At 69.7% G+C, this 17,583-nt stretch carries 15 protein-coding genes and 2 pseudogenes; 9 read left to right on the forward strand and 8 right to left on the reverse strand.

The features are described 5' to 3' along the window. Nucleotides 1–14: 14 nt before the first annotated feature. Nucleotides 15–494 (forward strand): NUDIX domain-containing protein, encoded by a 480-nt coding sequence (locus tag C1N81_RS12405; RefSeq protein WP_394428847.1) that lies wholly within the window; start codon nucleotides 15–17, stop codon nucleotides 492–494. A gap of 584 nt (nucleotides 495–1,078) precedes the next feature. Next, nucleotides 1,079–2,941, forward strand: a complete 1,863-nt coding sequence (locus tag C1N81_RS12410) for an ABC transporter ATP-binding protein (RefSeq protein WP_394428848.1) — start codon at nucleotides 1,079–1,081, stop codon at nucleotides 2,939–2,941. A gap of 731 nt (nucleotides 2,942–3,672) precedes the next feature. Here C1N81_RS12410 and C1N81_RS12415 read toward each other — a convergent pair. Further along, nucleotides 3,673–4,068 (reverse strand): Imm7 family immunity protein, encoded by a 396-nt coding sequence (locus tag C1N81_RS12415; RefSeq protein WP_394428849.1) that lies wholly within the window; start codon nucleotides 4,066–4,068, stop codon nucleotides 3,673–3,675. Nucleotides 4,069–4,159: 91 nt separating this feature from the next. On the opposite strand from C1N81_RS12415, the gene C1N81_RS12420 reads away from it, so the two are divergent. Next, entirely contained in the window at nucleotides 4,160–4,303 is a 144-nt protein-coding gene (locus C1N81_RS12420; RefSeq protein WP_394437897.1) for a restriction endonuclease fold toxin, read from the forward strand. Nucleotides 4,304–5,070: 767 nt separating this feature from the next. Here C1N81_RS12420 and C1N81_RS12425 read toward each other — a convergent pair. From C1N81_RS12425 to C1N81_RS12435, 3 genes are all read right to left on the reverse strand, one after another. Continuing rightward, nucleotides 5,071–5,520, reverse strand: a complete 450-nt coding sequence (locus tag C1N81_RS12425) for a hypothetical protein (protein ID WP_394428850.1) — start codon at nucleotides 5,518–5,520, stop codon at nucleotides 5,071–5,073. Nucleotides 5,521–5,631: 111 nt separating this feature from the next. Further along, nucleotides 5,632–5,958, reverse strand: a complete 327-nt coding sequence (locus tag C1N81_RS12430) for an SDR family oxidoreductase (RefSeq protein ID WP_394428851.1) — start codon at nucleotides 5,956–5,958, stop codon at nucleotides 5,632–5,634. Next, on the reverse strand, nucleotides 5,889–6,149 hold the full coding sequence (locus tag C1N81_RS12435; protein WP_394428852.1) for a hypothetical protein: 261 nt from the start codon (nucleotides 6,147–6,149) through the stop codon (nucleotides 5,889–5,891). Before C1N81_RS12435 ends, C1N81_RS12430 begins: the two co-directional genes overlap by 70 nt. 140 nt (nucleotides 6,150–6,289) lie before the next feature. On the opposite strand from C1N81_RS12435, the pseudogene C1N81_RS12440 reads away from it, so the two are divergent. Beyond that, nucleotides 6,290–6,466 (forward strand): annotated as a pseudogene (locus tag C1N81_RS12440) (sigma factor); the annotation flags it as partial. Between the two features lie 82 nt (nucleotides 6,467–6,548). Here the strand turns inward: C1N81_RS12440 and C1N81_RS12445 are convergent. Next, complete coding sequence (locus C1N81_RS12445) at nucleotides 6,549–7,583, reverse strand: beta family protein (RefSeq protein WP_394428853.1); 1,035 nt, start codon at nucleotides 7,581–7,583, stop codon at nucleotides 6,549–6,551. Nucleotides 7,584–7,833: 250 nt separating this feature from the next. On the opposite strand from C1N81_RS12445, the gene C1N81_RS12450 reads away from it, so the two are divergent. Together C1N81_RS12450 and C1N81_RS12455 are read left to right on the forward strand one after the other, a co-directional pair. Next, nucleotides 7,834–9,057: a hypothetical protein gene (locus tag C1N81_RS12450; protein ID WP_394428854.1), complete on the forward strand. Its 1,224-nt coding sequence runs from the start codon at nucleotides 7,834–7,836 to the stop codon at nucleotides 9,055–9,057. Beyond that, on the forward strand, nucleotides 9,054–9,530 hold the full coding sequence (locus tag C1N81_RS12455) for a hypothetical protein (RefSeq protein ID WP_394428855.1): 477 nt from the start codon (nucleotides 9,054–9,056) through the stop codon (nucleotides 9,528–9,530). Before C1N81_RS12450 ends, C1N81_RS12455 begins: the two co-directional genes overlap by 4 nt. On the opposite strand, the gene C1N81_RS12460 is transcribed toward C1N81_RS12455, so the two are convergent. Continuing rightward, the gene (locus tag C1N81_RS12460) at nucleotides 9,520–11,433 is read right to left on the reverse strand and encodes an ATP-binding protein (RefSeq protein ID WP_394428856.1); all 1,914 of its coding nucleotides are present in this window, start codon (nucleotides 11,431–11,433) and stop codon (nucleotides 9,520–9,522) included. The two genes, C1N81_RS12455 and C1N81_RS12460, sit on opposite strands and share 11 nt — an antisense overlap. Before the next feature lie 409 nt (nucleotides 11,434–11,842). Here C1N81_RS12460 and C1N81_RS12465 point away from each other — a divergent pair, with 409 nt between their 5' ends. From C1N81_RS12465 to C1N81_RS12475, 3 genes and pseudogenes are all read left to right on the forward strand, one after another. Beyond that, complete coding sequence (locus C1N81_RS12465; RefSeq protein ID WP_394428857.1) at nucleotides 11,843–14,926, forward strand: AfsR/SARP family transcriptional regulator; 3,084 nt, start codon at nucleotides 11,843–11,845, stop codon at nucleotides 14,924–14,926. 49 nt (nucleotides 14,927–14,975) lie between these two features. Next, a complete protein-coding gene (locus C1N81_RS12470; RefSeq protein ID WP_394428858.1) occupies nucleotides 14,976–15,167 on the forward strand; it encodes a hypothetical protein in 192 nt (63 codons plus the stop codon). A 90-nt stretch (nucleotides 15,168–15,257) separates the two neighbouring features. Next, nucleotides 15,258–15,391: pseudogene (locus C1N81_RS12475) on the forward strand (TetR family transcriptional regulator); the annotation flags it as partial. Here C1N81_RS12475 and C1N81_RS12480 read toward each other — a convergent pair. Both C1N81_RS12480 and C1N81_RS12485 read right to left on the reverse strand, forming a co-directional pair. After that, on the reverse strand, nucleotides 15,327–15,947 hold the full coding sequence (locus tag C1N81_RS12480; RefSeq protein WP_394428859.1) for a DUF2398 family protein: 621 nt from the start codon (nucleotides 15,945–15,947) through the stop codon (nucleotides 15,327–15,329). The pseudogene C1N81_RS12475 and the gene C1N81_RS12480 sit on opposite strands and share 65 nt — an antisense overlap. Continuing rightward, entirely contained in the window at nucleotides 15,944–17,509 is a 1,566-nt protein-coding gene (locus C1N81_RS12485; RefSeq protein ID WP_394428860.1) for a TIGR02677 family protein, read from the reverse strand. The genes C1N81_RS12480 and C1N81_RS12485 overlap by 4 nt, the downstream gene beginning before the upstream one ends. Nucleotides 17,510–17,583: the final 74 nt, after the last annotated feature.

Consider the following 17,583-nt stretch of genomic DNA (forward strand, 5'->3'; position numbering starts at 1 on the left):
GAGGGAGACGGAGCGTGTTCTCGCGGTTCACCGCATGGATCTGGCACGGACTGCGCGGGAGCCTCAAGTGGCGCGTGCTGTGGCTGAGCCATGCCACATTCATGGTCGGTGTCACGGGCATCGTGCGTGACGAGCGGCAGCGCGTGCTGCTGCTCCGGCACCGCATGTGGTCGAAGAGCCATCCGTGGGGGCTCCCCACCGGCTTCGCGGTCAAGGGCGAGGAGTTCGGCGACACAGTCGTACGGGAGGTACGCGAAGAGACCGGCCTCGACGTGGCCGTCGGCCGCCTGGTGCGACTGAACAGTGGCTTCAAGCTGCGTCTCGAGGTGGCCTACGAGGCCCGCCTCACCGGTGGAACCCTGCGCATCGACCCTTTCGAGATCCTCGAGGCCGGATGGTTCGCGGTCCACGAGTTGCCCGACGGTCTGCTGGAGAGCCATCACCGTCTGATCGCGGAGACCAGGGCGAACTTCTCGCAGGCTCCGAAGCGCTGACCTCCGGCGGAGACTGGCACCGCGGCATCGAAGTTGAGCGGCATGGAAGTTGAGCGGCCCGGCCGCGGCCGCCAACCCCGTCAGCCACATACGTATCGGCTGCGGCGTTTCGGCCAAGCCCTTCCTCGGCGAGACCTGTGCGCCCCAAGGATGCATGCACCGGTAACGGAGTCGTTCCCTGTTCCCGTACGGAACTCGCCGCGTCCGAAACACGCGTGTTCGAAGCGGGCTGCCGGGTCGTTGACCCCGGCATCATCGCCACCGCAACGCGCGCAGACGCAGAGGCAGTTGCGCACCGAGAAGATCAGGAACCCTGCACCTCCTCCCCGACGGAGCCATGCCATGACGCCGGTCAGCACCCTCACCCACCAGCTGTCGCGGAGCGGGCACCAGCCCCTACCGGCGACATACAGCGGGGGCGGCCTCCGCCGCACAGCACGCCCGCATGCGGAGCGGACGGCATGAGCGAACCGACGCACGCCCCAGGCGATGACGTTCCGCGACCCCGCACGGCCACAGCGGCCGGCACCACCGCGTCGCAACCGCGAGACGCCTCCCCCTCCTCGCCCGCTTCCGACTCCCAGATGCGCTACGTCGACCTGACCGGAAGCCGGGAAGCGGCCGGTCGCTCGATCCGGATGCGGGACATGGCCCGACGACTGCCGCAGCTGGTACGCCGCTCCCTGAGCCTCGCCTGGCGCGTCGACCGACGCGCCACCGCCGGCCTCCTGCTGTGCCAGACGATCACCGGCGTGACGCAGGCCCTGGGGCTGGTCGCCATCTCCGGCACCTTGACGGCCCTCCTGCGCGACGGAGACGTCTACGCCCGGCTCCTCGCGGCGTGGCCCTCCATCGCCCTGCTGGCCGGAGCCGCCGCCGTGCGGGCGCTCCTTGGCATCACCGTCAACTGGCTGTCCTCCCGGGTGGGCCCGCTGATGGCCCGCGAGGCCGAGCTGATGCTGCTCACCGGCTGCGCCGAGGTCGAGCTGTCCGCCTACGACGACCCCGACTTCAACCGCGACCGCGAAGCCGCGGACCGCGGCGCCCAGGTCACCGGCGACCTGATCAACGAGGGCCAGGACCTGATCGCCTCGGCCGCCGCCTTCCTCGCCGGGGCGATCGTCCTGGCCGGTGTGCACTGGGTCCTGCTGCCCCTCCTCGTCGCGGCCAGCCTGCCGCAGGCCCTGGCCCAGGTCAGCGCCGCGCGCGTCCGGTACCTGGCCAACCTCCGCAGCAACGGCGACAACCGGATGCTGTCCGTCCTGCGCTGGCACATCTACACCAAGGACGCCGCCGACCAGATCCGCGCCGGCACCATGGCCGACTTCCTGTCCGGCCGGTACCGGCACACCGTCGCCCGGATCAACCGCGAGGACCGGGCCGCGGCCGACCAAGGGGCCCGCATGTCCCTGATCGGCGCGGTCTGCGGCGGCCTGGGCTCGACGGTGGTGTGGGCTGCGGTCGTGTGGCTGCTCGCGACCGGCCGCATCACCGTCGGACACGCGGGCACGGCGGTTTTCGCGCTCCAGACGGTCGGCATGTCGGTCCGCGGTCTGGTGGCCGTCGGCGCCCGCGCCGTGCGGACCGGGCTGTACATGGACGACTGGACCGGCTTCCTCGAGAAGGCCGGAGGCTTTCGCATGCGCAGGGGGCCGCACCGGCCCACAGCTCCCTCAGTGATCGAGGTCAAGTCGCTCACGCACCGCTACGCGGGACAGGACGGCGACGCGCTGTCCGACGTCTGCCTCACCTTGCGGCGCGGTGAGGTCACCGCGCTGGTGGGCTTCAACGGCTCGGGCAAGTCGACTCTGTCGAAGCTGGTCAGCGGTCTCTACCTGCCCACCGCCGGACAGGTGCTCTGGGACGGCGTCCCCACCGGTGACTGCGACCCGCAGGCGCTGTGGAAGCAGGTCGCCCTGGTGCCGCAGGACTACGCGCACTGGCCGCTGACCGTGCGCGAGAACGTGACCCAGGGACAGCCCACCGCAGGCGGCGACGCGGCGGTCCACGAGGCGTGCGAGGCGGCCGACGCCGACGAGGTCGTCGACAAGCTCGGCGACGGCCTGGACACCCTCCTGGCCCGCGAGTGGCTCAACGGCAAGGAACTCAGCGGCGGCCAATGGCAACGCATCGCCCTGGCCAGGGCGTTCTTCCGGCAAGCCGGACTACTGGTCCTCGACGAGCCGACGGCAAACCTCGATCCCCGCGCCGAGTACCGCATCTTCAAGCGCCTGCGCGCACTCGCCCAGGACCGGACGGTGCTGCTGGTGACCCACCGCATCACCAACGTGGCCGTCGCCGACCGCATCGTCGTCCTCGACGAAGGCCGCATCGTCCAGGAGGGCACCTACGCCCAGCTCTCCAAACGGCCCGGCCGGTTCCAGCAACTGCTGTCCTACCAGATCACCTCCGAGCCGGACGGCGACAAGCACGAGGCCCCCGCGTGAGCGACGCAGTGCGGGCGTCAGACTCCGACCAGCGTGCACGCACCCGTACGGTCGTGCCTACCTTCCTGCCTGCCTGCCTGCCGCTGGAGTACTGGGTACGAACTCCCTTTCTGCGTAACGCTGGTGGCCTATCACGGAGCCAGCGTGCAATCCCTGTCCTGCACAGCGATCTTCGAACTGTCTCCAGCGCCCACCTCCGCGACATCCAGGCCCTGCTCCCGCTGATGCGCGGCATCCCGCACACCCGCTCCCGCTACGGGCCCGGGCGCCACTGCCCGGCAAACTCCACGCGGACAGCGGAAAGCGGACAGCGGACAGAAACGGGGACAGGGGACAGGGGCTATACCGTCGGCACCTTCGCGGCTGGCTGCACCGTCGACAGTTCGGGCCGCGCATCGCCCCGAGCGAGAGCACACAGACAAGGGGACAGTGGGTTCCCGCTCCCGCTCCCCCGCCCCCCGGAAGCGGCCGGACAACAGAAAAGGGCTGCTCGAAAATAGCCCTCCAACTGCGACGTTCGATAGTTCAAACTTGTCGGGACGACAGTATGTGAACCAGCGACCCCTCGCCCCTAGCGGTGCGGTCGTCCTTCCGCGTGAGTTCCGGCGAACGTGGGGGCCCGTCGCCGACGTCCACCCGACACACGGCACAGCCTGCGGAACGCCGCGTCTGCTGCACGCCGTCTGCGGCTCCCGCCGACCTCAGTGCCACTCCACGTCACACCGCCACAGTCAGTCCTCGATGAGCGGCCGGGTGGGTGACAGAAACGGGTCAAGTCGCATTGTCACCTCGCCGCGAGCCAGCACCCGCACCCTGAATGCGCCCGGCCCCGGCGGCGCTGAAAGGTCGTCCGAGCGCTCGTACAAAAGGCCCCATGCACCGGGGAAGCGCTCTGCAATGAAGGCGACCAGAGTGTCAAGTTCTTCGGCCTCGTCGCGCCTGCGATTGGCCAGCCCGTCCACACGCACGAACCACTCCCCGTTGTAGGCGCGCAGGGCGGCCTCTCCCGTGGACCAGTCGATCGCCTCGATCCTCGTTCGCAGTGCGGCGAGGCCCTCGTCCAGAGTTCCGGTGTCGGCCTCCTCCGGTGACTCCGCGATGCCGAACCAGCCGTGAAACTCGTACATGACCCTCTTTCGATTCGTTCCGGCCCGTCACAAGGGGCTGATGTCGATGACGGGCTCGATGCCGTAGCGCCGGCCGTAGTCTTTGAGCTTGTTGAGAACCTCCGGGGTCGGTTCGCCCTACCAGGCCAAAGCGACGTTCGAACGGGCGATAGAGTCCGGTCGCACCCCGTACTTCCACTTCGACCGGACTGCTTGGTTCGGTGCCATGGTGGTCGAGGACCGAGCCAGGGGGTGAGGGCCGTGTAAGGTGCCCGGCGGCAAGCCGGGTGCGGTGGCCCGGGCCGACCTCGACTCCCACGAGATCGCCAACAAAGTCACGGCATAGAGCCTTCCGGCAGCGTCGTAGGAGTAATTCCACTGTCCTGCCGTCCAGCGAGACGGCCGGCAGACCGAGGAAGTCCTCGGGGCGCAGGCCCGCCTTCCGCACGATGCCGAAGGCGTACCGAAGGACCTCCAACGCCTTGATCGCCCGTCGGTTCAGCGTGCCGCGCTCGTATGCTGCGCGTCGTACGGCCTCGGCCGCGTCCGGGCCGAGCACAGCGGCCAACTCCGTCGCGCCGAGCGCGAGCAGTACGTACTCGGCAAGGCCTTGAACGGTTCCGTTGAGGGCAACGGCCAGCCGCTGCGCCTTGTCCCAGTCGGCCGCGGGCCCGGAGACTGCCGCACTTCCTGTCGGCCAGGCCGCCACCACCGTCTGTTCCTCACTCCCGGGCAGCCCCGTCGACAGACCCGATGCCGGCGACGCGCCGGACAGCGCACCGTTCCCGGCTCCAGCGGCGACCCGGCCGATCTCCGCCGATGTCATCGCAGCTGGTGTAACGGGTGCGGACGCGGTCGCAGCGCCCGAGTCCGCCGTGGGGCCCGCGGTCGCCGGCGCCGGGTCCGTGCCCTCCGCAAGCACAGAGGCGGTGGGCGCCACCGCACCCCCCGAGGGTAGCCACCGGCCGCCGCGGCGAACAACGCGTCTCACCCGCGACGCGCGGGCCTCAGGGCTTCAGGGCTTCAGGGCCGCGTCGGCGGCGCGGGAGGCGCGGGCCGCGCTCCGAGGTTGAGCGAACCCACCGATCCGGCCTGGATCACCGGCCCTTGCTGCACCCCGCCGCTGATCGTGTTGTGGACGTCAACCACTTCACGCCCCGCGGGGTACGGGAGTTCGTTCAGGACCGCCCGCAGTTCCGCCGCGGCGGCCGGGTCGGCGAGCAGCCTGCGTCGCAGGCGGGTGCGCCACTCGGCCTCGACATCGGCGGCGACCTGTTCGTCCCCCGCCTGCGCCGCGGCCGTCAACTCCTCTCTCGAATAATCCAGTTGACGTTCCACCTCGGCCTCTGCCGCGCCGCCGCGACGGAAGAAGGCGACGATGCGGCCCCGTACGTTTCCCCAGGAATCCATCGCCATCTGCTGCACGACCGCCGTGGCCCCCGAGGCGGCCAGCGCCATCAACTCCGCTTCCATGGCACCCCCTTCGAAGCAGTTCGGAAGGTCACCGTAGCGGCGGACGGCACCGCTCGCGCCCAGTCCCACCGAACATCGCGCCCTGTCCCGCCGAACGACGTGGCGCGCGTCTCAGGCGGCGCGCTCGCTCAGGAACGACTCCCAGGTGCGGCCCCGTGCGCGGCACGCACCGCGGACGTCGCCCGGTTCGAGGCGCATCCCGGGCGCCGGGACGAAGGGCAGCTTGGCCATCTTGGCGACCATCTGGTGCACCAGGTCGTGAAACTGGGCGGCCCGCAGCATCGTCCACGGGATCCCCGAATCGGTGATCGCCCCCTCCGCCGCCCGCTGCGTCGCGAACCAGGCCACCAGCATCCGGTCCGCGCCGATCACCGAGATGTGCACGAGATGCCGGACCCCGGCGTCGCGGGCCGCCGCGACCATGTGCGCGGCGACCACGTCATCGCCCTTGGCGCCACCGGCGAGGTGAGAACGCTGTCGACCTCGACCTCGGCCACCGCGGCCGCGACGCCTTCGCCGGTCATCAGTTCGCCGGTGACGTAGGAGACGCCCTCGGCGTCCGGCCGCTCGCCGCGGCTCAGCACGCGCACCGGGTGCTCCGGTGTCGCCTTGCGCAGCAGCGGCAGCACGTGTAGGCCGAGCGTTCCCGTACGCCGGTGACCAGGATCGTCGCGTCAACAGTCATGATGTCTGCCTCGGTTGATCGTCGTGGTGTGGCGAGCGCGTTCGGTCCTGCTGCTCTGACACGCCGCCGTGGGGGAAGTGACAGATGGACGAGAAGAATCCTGGAACGGGTCTCGGGGCCGCGGAGTTCGAGGCCCACCGCCCGCACCTGCGCGCGGTCGCCCACCGCATGCTCGGCTCGTTGGCGGAGGCCGACGACGCCGTGCAGGAGACCTGGCTGCGCGCGTCCGCGGCCGATGTCCGCAAGATGGTGAACGTCGGCCGGGATGCTGGTACGGCAGCCCGCCTTGGCCGGCGTGGTCAGTGCGCAGGCGAGCAGATCGCCCCACTCACGTACCGGGCGATCACAGCGAGTTCCGCACGAACGTCATGTGCTGCACATTTCCCACCCGATTCCAGACCGCGTGATTGCCCGTGGTGACCACGCCCCGGGCCCGGTCGTGCAGCCATCGCTCCCCCGCGCTCGCGCCCACCCCCCGGAACTCCGCGAGACGGGTGAGGCAGCGGGCGGCCTCCCGGTTGGCGTCGTCGTGCTGCTTGCCGAGCGGGACTTTAACCAGGTGATAGGAGCGGGGGCTCGTGTAGCGCAGGATGCCCCAGGACGGGCCTCCTTCGCGTGAGGTCGGAGTCTGGGCGACGTACGTGGCGGGGTGGATGCCGTAGTCGCCGTGATGCAGGCCGGCAAGGTACGGGCGCTCGCTGTGCCGTATCTCGTCCCATACCTCCCAGTCCGCACGGGGCTCCTCAACCGGATGTCCCTCCAGGAAGTCGTCGGGCGGGTCGGGGAAGCCGCCCGACATCACGACTACAGCGCGCCATGGAGCGAGCGGGACCAGCACATCCAGGGCGCGCAGCGCCTCTTTGGCCGCATCGGGGCGGTCGGACAGCACGGCGCCGAGGTCGAGGAAGAGATCGGCGGACAGGCCGTCGGGAAGCCGGTCGAGCAGTGCGTCGAGGTCCGCGGCCGCGCGATCCTTCCACTCGCCGGGAAGGCGTACGCGGACACCGAGTCCGCTCCGGCTCCTGCGGGCAACGGCGAGGGCGAGGGCCTGCTGTTCGGCGGGGTGGCCGGGACCGGTGACCGGCCGCAAATTGCGGTGGTCCCACCACTCGGGCGGCAGGGTCCTGGCCAGCACCGCGGCTTGGGCCTCGTCGGCGAACGGCGCGTCCAGCCAGGCCCGCCCGCCGCCCTGCGCCGCGGTCACGTGGCCGACGTCCTTCGCGATCGCCTCGGCCAGGGGTTTCGGCAACATGCCGGGCCGCGGAGGCAGCGTCCACAACGGAGCGACTCGGCGCTGCACGTCCGGCGTCAACGCGCGGTAGGCGGCGGTCGCGTGCTGTCGTGTCGGCAGCACCGGGACATACAGCGGTACGGACATGGCGTTCCCCCTCGGCGCTGTCCGTGTACGGCACTTTGCTTCAGGGTGAAACCATTGGCGAATAGCGGAAAGGGCGCGAATCGGCCACCGGTCGACGTGTCGTCGAGGGTGTCGATGCCGAGGCACCCGGTCGGCAGGCACTCTGCAAGGTTTCCGCAAGGCTCGGGCAAGCCTTCTGTCCACCCCTCAAGGGCAGACGTTCCCGCGGACTGGCCCACTTCGGGCCTCGAGACAACGGGGGTGACTTGCCATGTCGGCATTGGGCAAGAAAGTTGATCCGGCGGACGACGAACGCGAGTGGTCGACCTTGGCCCAGCGCAAGACAGTGCTGGCCATCGTGCACACTCTCACCTACGGGAAGCGGCTGGCTGACGTTCTGTCCCTACTGGAGGCCGATTTCAGGCTCCAAGTGGTATTCACCGCGCCTCCGCACGTGTTCGGCGACGAGGTCCCCCGCTTCCTCCAAGGGCTGGGCGGCGCTGTGCTGCCCTGGGACGAGGCGCTGGCGATGTCCTTCGACCTGGCTCTGGCAGCCGGACCGCGCGGTGTGGAGAGGATCTCCGCTCCGCTGATCACGCTGCCGCACGGGGCCGGGTATCTGAAGCGTCTGGTGAAGGCGGAGCATCCGGGGATCGCGGGACTGCGCAGGCAGGACCTCATGCCCGGCGGCCGTCTGCCCGCGGCCGTGGTCGTGCCGCACCATGCCGAACTGGACGAGCTGGAACGGCTCTGCCCCGAGGTGACGCCGCTGGCTCATGTGGTCGGCGATCCGGCGCACGACCGCATCGCGGCGAGCCTGACCTTGCGCGCCGAGTACCGCCGGGCGCTCGGCCTGGCGCACGGTGAGAAGCTGGTGGTCGTCGCGTCGACCTGGGGCCCGTCCTCCTCCTTCGGAAGGTTCGAGGCACTGCTGCCCAGACTTATGGCCGAATTGCCCGCCGGACTCTTCCGGACCGTCCTCCTCGTGCATCCCAACGTCTGGTCGGGGCACGGCTCCTGGCAGGTGAGAGCGTGGCTCGCCCGATGTGTCCGTATGGGCATCACACTCGTGCCGCCCGAGGCGGACTGGCGCAGCGTGTTGATCGCGGCGGACTGGATCATCGGTGACCATGGCTCGGTCACACTGTACGGGACGTTGACCGGGGCACCGATTCTGCTCGCCAGTTCGCCCGAGCGCGAGATCAACCCTGCCTCCCCTGCCGCCGCGCTCGCCGCGACGGCACCGGCGCTGTCACTGACCCACTCCCTGGCCGGTCAACTTCGTTACGCGGCGGACGAGTACAGCCACGCGGAGTACGCGGCGATCGTCTCCCGCATCACATCGGAACCCGGCCGTTTCAACCGGAACATGCGCCGGCTCATGTACCGCGTGCTCGGCCTCGGCCAACCGGCTCATGAGCCGGAGACCGTCCCGCTGCCCAGGCCGCCGGCGCTGGACGCCTGGGCGCCGGACCGACGGCAGGTGTCGACGTGAAGCACGACGCGAAGCGCTTCGTCTCGGTCTGCTCGCCCGCGCCTCGGTGCCCACCAAGGGGCGGCTTCGTGGTCCGGATCCATACGGGCAGACGCATCCATGACGTGCTGGCTCGGGTCGGCCCTGCCTGCCCCGGCGCCGACGAGCATTTCGCCGTCGACTCCGACGTGTGCGCCGATCCGCAATGGGTGGAGTGTGCCGATGTCCTGCATGGCCGGTACCCCCGCCCACCGGCCGAGGCAGTGGGCCGGCTGACGGACATGGTGGCGGCTCATCCGTCGTGCCGGGTGGCCGCCGTGCCGTTGGTCGGCGGCGGCTGGGCCGTGAGCGACGGGACGAACGTGCTGTCGGCCCGCCAAGTGGCGGCAAACCAACCCTTGGTGGCTTCGTGCCTCCATGGCTGGCTCGCCGCCGGCCGCACACTGCGCGACATCACGGACCTACGTGTGCTGAGGTGTGGTTCTAGACCCTGAGCCGACGCGCGTCGGCCGGACTGGTCACCTCGTACAAGGCGAGGGCCCGGGCGTGGAACTCCTCGGCGGCCGCGTCCTCGCCCCGTTCTCTCGCGGTGTCACCGAGCATCTCCAGGGTGCGGGCCTGCCAGTGGGCGGCACCGGAGGCGGTGAACACCGCGAGAGCCTCGTTCATGTGGCCCGTGCCCGTGCCGGGGTCACCGGCCAGCGCATGTGCTCGCCCCAGGAACGCGCGGGCACGAGCGGCGTCGTGCAGGTCGGCCACGGTCAAGAGGCCCTCCCGGGCTTGGGAGAAGTACGCGCCGGCTCGCCGCGGGTCGTGCTCCGCGAGAGCGATCTCGCCGAGCAGGATACGGGTGAGGGCGACACCTCTGGCATAACCGCACTCCTGCCAGATCGCGACGGCCTGACGCAGGTGCCGACCGGCCTCCGCGAGGCGGCCCTGGTCGATGCCGCAGCCGCCCAGACCGAGCAATGCCTGACCTTCGTCTCTCCGGTCACCCGCGGTACGGGCCGCCGTGAGGGACGTGGTGTACCACTGGGCGGCCTCCGCGGTCAGACCGGCGGCGCTCAAGCCGATGGCACCGGAGTTGAGCATCTGCCGCTCGGCCTCACGATTCTCGTCGGCGCGGGCCGCCTCCAAGCCGATACGGTGCGCCTCTATCCACAGGTCGTAGTGGCGCAGCCGGAGGAACAACGGCCACATGGCGTCCGTGAGCTGCCATGCCGTGGTGTTCCATCCGCGCTCGACCGCCAGGCGGAGTACGGCCATCAGGTTCGTGCGTTGGGCGTCGAGCCAGGCCAGGGCGGTGCGGTCGTCGTCGAAGGGCGGCGGGAGCGGAGACGGACAGGCGTAGGTACGTGGCAAGGTGAACTGGTGCGGGGTGATGCGGCGCTGAGCCTCGCTGGCGGACTGCAAGTATCGATCGGCAGTGCGGCGCAGCACGCGGTCGCGGGTCTCTTCGGTCTCCGTAATGTTCGCCCGCTCTCGTGCGTGGACCCGCACCAGGTCGTGGAGGCGAAAGGTGTCCGGCCCGATGTTCTCCAGCAGGTTGGCCTCCACGAGTTCCTCCAGACGGCGTGCCGCCCAGTCCAGCGGCTGCGCGCAGGATGCGGCCGCCGTGTACGAGTCGAAAGCAGGGAGCGGCAAAAGCCCGAGGGCCCGGTACATACCCGCGGCATCCGGACCGAGTACGGCATACGACGCGTCCAGAGCCATTCGCACGGTGGCTTCCCCCTCGATTTCCAGCGCGGCCAGTCGGCCGCTGTCCGGTGTGAGTGCGTCGGCCAGCGCGGACACCGGCTGGCCTGGCCGCGCGGCCAGCCGGGCGGAGGCGAGGCAGACCGCCAGCGGAAGCCCGTCGCACAGGGAGACGACCCGGCGGACCTCGGGCAGTTCACCCGCTACGCGGTCCTCGCCCGCGGCACGAACGAAGAGTTCGACCCCGGCGGCCGGGCCGAGGGGCCGTACGGTGTGGAACTGCGCTCCGTCCATGCGCAGCCCCGTCAGCCGGCGCCGGCTCGTCACCACGACGAGTCCGCCCGGGCCGCTCGGTAACAACGGCCGGATCTGTGCCGCGGTGAACGCGTTGTCCAGCATGACGGATACCCGCAGATCAGCGGTGACGGACCGCCACAGCGACGCCTGCTCCGCGAGGTCGGTGGGTACGGCGCGGACGCCGAAGGCCCGCAGGAAACGCGCCAAGATCTCGCCCGGCTGAGCCGGCCCGGCGAGCGTATGCCCACGAAGTTCGGCATACAGCTGCCCGTCCCGGAAGTCGGATGCCCGCCCTCGCAGCCAGCGGGAGACCAGGGTGGTCTTGCCGACGCCGGCCGGGCCGGTGACGGCGATCAACGGCCGCCGCTCCATGGCGTTCCCGTCGGTGTCGAGCAGTCGGTCCAAAGCGGCGAGTTCCTGAATGCGATCCGTGAAGTGAGCTGGTACGGGCAGAAGTTGGCGCGGAGTGGGCGGCGCCTCTGGGGACTGGATGTGAATGCCGCCGTGAATATCGCGCGCCTGAACCGTGGGGCCGTACAAACGGGCCAGGCCCCCGATCATGTTGCCTGACGCTCTCGCGCGGCCGTCCTCCCACGTTCCGCTCATTCCGCCCCGGCCCCCTGTTCCCGCCTGTGTTCCCCGGCTGTCTGACGACTGGGGCCTACCCAGAGCGGATGCCCCGTTGCCGGCGCTCGTCCAGTTTCGGTCAGCCCGTTGCCGCGCCTGGAAAGACCCACAGTTTGCTGTCATGCTCAACAGTCCATGACAGCCCATGTGCCCCTGCTCGTTGGAAATGGCGAACCAACGGGAGATCATGTTGGAATTTCAGGTACTGGGCCCGGTATGTCTCCGGGTAGACGATCAACGGGTGGAACTGGGCTCGGACAAAGAGCGAATTCTGCTGACCGCTCTGGCTGTGGACGCGGGCCGTCCAATCTCCATGGGCAGTCTTACCGAGCGGCTCTGGGACGAGGAGCCGCCGCCGCACGCCCGCGAGAATGTGCATTCCTATGTCTCGCGGCTTCGCCGGCGCCTCAGGCTCGCCGAGCCATCCGCACCGCAGGCGGCTCGCATCGCCGGACGGGCGCACACCTACACGTTGGAGGTCTCCCGCGAGGCCGTCGACTGGCACCGGTTCCAGCACCTCGTCGCGCAAGCCGGCGCCGTCACGTCGAAAGGAGACGACGCGCGGACGGTCCTCTTCCTCGAGCGCGCCGAACGGTTGTGGCGGGGCGAGGCGCTCTCAGGGTTACCCGGGCTGTGGGCCGAGACCATGCGCAGGACGATGGCGGAAAACCGGCTCGGCGCCACCGTGTCCCGTACTGCCGCCCTGCTGAGGCTCGGCCGCTTCTCGGAGGCGAGCGCCGAGCTGTCCGCTCTGGTCGACCGGCATCCGGGGGACGAGACCCTGGCCGGCCAGTTGATGCTGGCGTACTACGGCAACGACCGCTACACCGAGGCGCTGCGGGTCCATCAGGAGACCCGCCGACTGCTGAACACGCAGTACGGCTCCGGACCAGGCGCCGAGCTGAATCGCATACACCGGGGAATCCTCGAGCGCCGACCGGTCGCCGAGCTGACCGGCGGCACGGCACCGGCGCCGTCGTCGTCCCCTCGCACTCCCGCTGCGTATCCGCCGCGGAATCTGCCGCATCAGCTGCCGCTGATCGGCCGTCGGACCGAGTTGCGAGCGCTCAGCGCGGCGGTCGATGCCGCGCCGGAGAGCTGCGCCGTGGTCAGCCTGCGCTCCGTCAGTGCGTTCAGCGGCATGGCCGGGGTCGGCAAAACCGCCGTGGCGGTACACGGAGCACATCGGCTCGCCCAGCAGTTTCCGGACGCGCAGCTGTACCTGGATCTACGCGGCCACTCACCCGTGGGTGGCCCCCTTGATCCCGGGGCGGCCCTGGCCACGCTCCTGCGCCTGCTCGGCGTGGCCGCCGAGGCCATTCCCGTAGAGCTGGAGGGCCGTACCTCACTGTGGCGAACCCTGCTCGCCGAGCGCCGCGCCGTCATCGTCCTCGACGACGCCGTCAGCGCCGATCAAGTACGTCCCCTGCTGCCTGGGGGCTCGCCCTCGCTGACGATCATCACCAGCCGTCGCCATCTCACCGGTCTGCCGCATGCCCGGCACATCGCGCTCGACGTGCTGCCGACCGACGACGCCATCGCTCTGTTCCGCACCTTCGCGGGTGAGGAGCGCACTCAGGACACTCAGGAAGTCGCCCGCATCGTCCGCCTGTGCGGCAATCTGCCGCTCGCGATCGAACTGGTGGCGAGCCGATTCCACACGCACCCCTCGTGGACACCCAGCACGCTCACCGAGCGCCTGGCCCGCACTGGACGCCGGCTCGGTGAGATCAGGGACGCCGAACAAGAAGTCGTTATCAGGGCATTCGACCTGACCTATCGAACCCTGACAGAGCAGCAGCGCACCGCCTTCCGCAGACTCAGCCTGTGCCCCGGAGCGGACATCACCCGGGAGTCGGCCGCCGCCGCTCTCGGCCTCACACCGCCGGCAGCGGAGATGATGCTGGAGTCGCTGCTCGCCTGCCATCTCCTGCGGGAGCCGACCCCGGACCGCTACCAGTACCACGATCTGCTGCGCGAGTACGGCCGCGACAGGTGCCGCACGGAAGACACCGACGCGGAGCGCACCGAGGTCCTTCGTCGCCTGACGGACTTCTACTCGATCGCCGCCGACCACGCCGACAGGCTCGCCCATCCTCACCGCATCCAGCTCGGCCCACCCCGGGACTGCTCTCCGGAAACCCTGCCCGACTGGCCCGACGTCGAGGCGGCTGTGGCCTGGCTGACCGCCGAACGCGTGAACCTTCTCTCTGTGGAGCACCAGGCCCGCCTCGACGGCGACACAGAGGCCGCCGCCCACCTCGCCTACTCCATGGCCGGTTTCCTCATCGAACAGTGCCACTGGAGCGAGGCCCGGACCATCCTCCAAGCGGCTGACTCCCACTGGACGCGCTCCGGCGACCGGGCAGCGCTGTGCCGCGTGCTGTTTCATCTCAGCGCGGCGCACACGAGCACCGCGTGCTACCCCCAAGCCGCCGAGACAGGTGAACGCGCCCTGCGCATAGCCCGGGAGATCTCCGACTCGGCGGCCGAGGCCGAGTCACTTCGGACGCTTGGCGCGCTGAACTGGCATCTCGGCAAAAATCAGGCCGCACTCGTCCTTTTTCAGAAAGCGTTCGCGATCGTCGCCGTATCGGGCGATCCTCTGGCCGGCGCGCGGCAGCACAACAACATCGCGGTGACCCTCTTGTTCCTCGGAGAACACGAGCGTGCCGCGGAGCACTTCCGAAGATCGCTCGCTGGATTCACAGAGGCCGGGGACCAGGCGGCGATGGGCAAATCGCTCAACAACATCGGCGATCTCTACTTGCGTACCGGCGAACCGGAGTCGGCTCGCCATTCATTCGAGAAAGCGCTCGCCCTGCTGGAACACGCGGGGAATCGCTACGACCGCGCCACGGTTCGGTGCAGCCTCGCCGATGCCTTCACCGAGTTGGGCGAAACGGATACCGCGCTTCCGTTCTACCGGGACTCGCTCCGCGAATTCCGCGCGATCGGAGACCTGAGGAGTCAGGCGGACACGCTGATAGGCATCGGCGAATCTCACCGCAGGAGCGGGGAACCGGAAGCAGCCGTACGACATCTCCTCGCCGCCCTCGACATCGCCCGCCCGATCGGCGCGGCCTACCAAGAGGCGCGGGCCCTGCGCCGTCTGGGCGAGGCCCATCTCGACGCGGGGCGGCCGACCGCGGCGGACGAGTGCCTGCGGGCGGCCATCTCGGTTGCAGAGCGCACGCACAACGCGGATGAGAAGGCAGAGGCGATCAAGGCCCTGACCAGCCTGCAAGCGACTTTCAACTACCATTGCTAGCAAGCGAGTTGATGTTTGTGGAGTGATCCACTCGTAGCATAGGCTGCCGATGTCCGCGATCATCGGAACCGGAAGGCAGTACTACGACGTGCGCACCATCAAACGCCAAACCATGAGGGCCGCTACCATCGCCACCTTGGCCCTTCTTGGCGTGAGCGCTTCAAGCGCCTCGGCTGCCGATCTCACGTCGGCTCCGCGCATCGGAACCAACGGCTGCATACTGATGAAGGCGCCCGTGTAACGGGGCAGCCGAGGAGCCGGGGTGGCGGGCAGTCCGCCACCCTGCCTGAGAGACTTTTCCCCGCGGGCGAGCGGGCAACTGAAGAGTATGCAGTACCCCGACCGCGAACACCCCGTGCTTTGTGCGGTACTGAAGCACGTCAGTGGTTTCTGGAGACCGTCACAGAGCTGCTGGCCAAGACCGGTGGGGCACCGGCCGAACCCGCGGGCCGCCATCTAGTGTTGGCGGCGCTGCCGGTGTAGCCGTGGACGAAGACGACCGGCGTGCTGGTGGACAGCGGCTGCGCGGCGGACCGCTCGGTCGCGGCCGGTGCGGCGGCTCCGGTGTCGGTGGCGTCTGCCGCCGTGGCCGAGGAGAAGAAGGTGAACGCTGCGGCGGTGGCCACGAGCACGCCGAATAGCCGACGCGGGGAACGACGGGATGCGGACCTCCTGTCGGGGTGGGGTAGCTGTCCCGACCAGAGTCATGGCGCCGGGCCCGGACGTCGCGACGGGTGAAGGGAGCCTGTGCACGATTGGTCTCGCGGGCCGGGTGACTGGCGTCGTCCAGTCGTCCCGGCGTCTTGCGCAGCCGGGCGGACTCCGCGTCGACCTGGAGCCCCCAGCCCGTGTTCCGCTCGAACCACTCGCGCAGCTCGGTGGCGTGGCGGCGCACCAACCGGAAGTCGTCCGCGTACCCGCCGTGGGCAAGGAGCAGGGGCCGCTTGAGCAGGGCGCGGGCGGCACGGCGCAGTTCCGCGTCGCGCTGCCCGTCGAGTACTTCAGCAAGTGGTGTGCTCATCGTCCGCGCACCTCCGTCAGGTCGACGATCCGCACGCGGTGGTCGGGGCCTCGCAGGGTGCCGTGCGAGGTACGGACCTCTGCGAGGGTGTCGCCGGGCAGCAGCGCGAGCCTGATCTCCATTGAGCCGTCGTTGCTGGTGGCGACGGTCCGTGTCGTCCCGGGCCGCCAGGTCGCGAGGGCGTCACCGAGCAGTTGCAGAAACAGTCCGAACGCCACCGGGTCGAGTTCCCCGAGCTCCGACAGACGTGTCTCCCCGTCGGTGACGAGCCGCTCGCGGGCCGCCGAGATCTCAGCGCTCTGGCGCGCCGCGATCTCCGCGAGCCGGCGGCGCCCGGCCGACCGGTCCGCGACGCGGCGGGGTTTGCCGCGCCGCTCGTAACTTCCGGTGCGCCGCAACTGCGGGCTGATCCGCAAGGGTGCGGCGTCCGCCCAGGGGGTGGCGGGTGGCACCGGGGTGGCGTCGCGCACGGCGAGCGTATCGGCGTCGATGGTCAGGTGCCGGGCCGGATACAGTCCGAAGGCGACGCGCCACAAGCGATGCCGCTCATCGTCGCCGTCCGCTTCGGCGAACCAACGGGCCAGCGTCCGAAAATCAGCGGATCGATCCGACCGCCCACTGCGCCGGTCATTCAACACCCGTACTACAGCCAGCAGTTGAGGAATGGCACCGAGAGCCCGACCGCGCAACAGCCGCGCCTGCGCCTCGCGGCCCTCCCCGGAACGGAACCAGGCCCCAAGCCCCGACCAGCGCCCGCGCCACTGCTCAAGGGCAGCTTTCTCCGCATATTCCGCCTCACCGGGCGAGGCGTCGGCGGCCTCGCGTGCGGCGGCGATGCGCAGCAACGGCTCCACGCACTCATCGAGTTCGGTGATCAGCCGGGCGATGCGTCCGCCCAAAGTGATCAGGTCCTGGATGAACCGCTCCAGATACTGGATCAGCCGGTCCTTGTAGGTGAGGAAGTCGTCGACCTCGATGTCGTGCAGATCAATGGTGCGCTGCAACGACCCCATGAACGCGCGCGCATTTTCCGCGAGTGCGGCGAACCGGCTGCTCAACGCATCGAGCGCGAGATGCACCTTGGCCGGGTCCGGCACGTCCTCGGCCGCGAGGACCAGCAGCGCCCGCAACTGCGTGACGATGTCGTGCAGCGCCACAGCCTGCAGCGCACCACGCCGCCCGAGCGCGTCCCCGTACACGGAGAGCGCCTCCTCGGCGGCCTCACCCGCCTTGGTGAGCTGATAGATGAAGCGCTTGCGATAGAAGTCCGCGACCGCCGTGACCCGTGCGGTGTCCGGGTCGGCCCGCAGGTTCCCCCACCCGACCAGCGCGTCCAGCGCCTTGCCGACAGCCTCGGCGTCGCCGGGCCGCCGCTCCGGCGAAAGCGCCGCGTACACGTCCTCGGGCCGCAGATGCACAGCGAACCGCTCCTTGGCCGCGAGGAATTCCGCCATGATGTCCCGGTAGAGAGCGGAGTGCGGAACGGTCAGGTGGGTGAAGGGCGTAAAGGGCGAGAGGGACGTGGGGTCAGGCGCGTCCCGGCCGCTGTCCGAGAATGTCATCGCGGTTCATTCTTCCTGATCAACGCCGCCTCCAGGGGCGGTTTCACGTACTGCGGGCGACGACACGGAGCGAC

It is taken from the genome of Streptomyces sp. SGAir0957 (assembly GCF_043523415.1).

Coding starts and splice junctions, on each gene's coding strand:
- C1N81_RS12410 (WP_394428848.1), top strand. CDS start 1,079: ATGCGCTACGTCGACCTGACCGGAAGCCGGGAAGCGGCCGGTCGCTCG.
- C1N81_RS12415 (WP_394428849.1), bottom strand. CDS start 4,068: ATGTACGAGTTTCACGGCTGGTTCGGCATCGCGGAGTCACCGGAGGAG.
- C1N81_RS12425 (WP_394428850.1), bottom strand. CDS start 5,520: ATGGAAGCGGAGTTGATGGCGCTGGCCGCCTCGGGGGCCACGGCGGTC.
- C1N81_RS12445 (WP_394428853.1), bottom strand. CDS start 7,583: ATGTCCGTACCGCTGTATGTCCCGGTGCTGCCGACACGACAGCACGCG.
- C1N81_RS12450 (WP_394428854.1), top strand. CDS start 7,834: ATGTCGGCATTGGGCAAGAAAGTTGATCCGGCGGACGACGAACGCGAG.
- C1N81_RS12465 (WP_394428857.1), top strand. CDS start 11,843: ATGTTGGAATTTCAGGTACTGGGCCCGGTATGTCTCCGGGTAGACGAT.
- C1N81_RS12470 (WP_394428858.1), top strand. CDS start 14,976: ATGTCCGCGATCATCGGAACCGGAAGGCAGTACTACGACGTGCGCACC.
- C1N81_RS12480 (WP_394428859.1), bottom strand. CDS start 15,947: ATGAGCACACCACTTGCTGAAGTACTCGACGGGCAGCGCGACGCGGAA.
- C1N81_RS12485 (WP_394428860.1), bottom strand. CDS start 17,509: ATGACATTCTCGGACAGCGGCCGGGACGCGCCTGACCCCACGTCCCTC.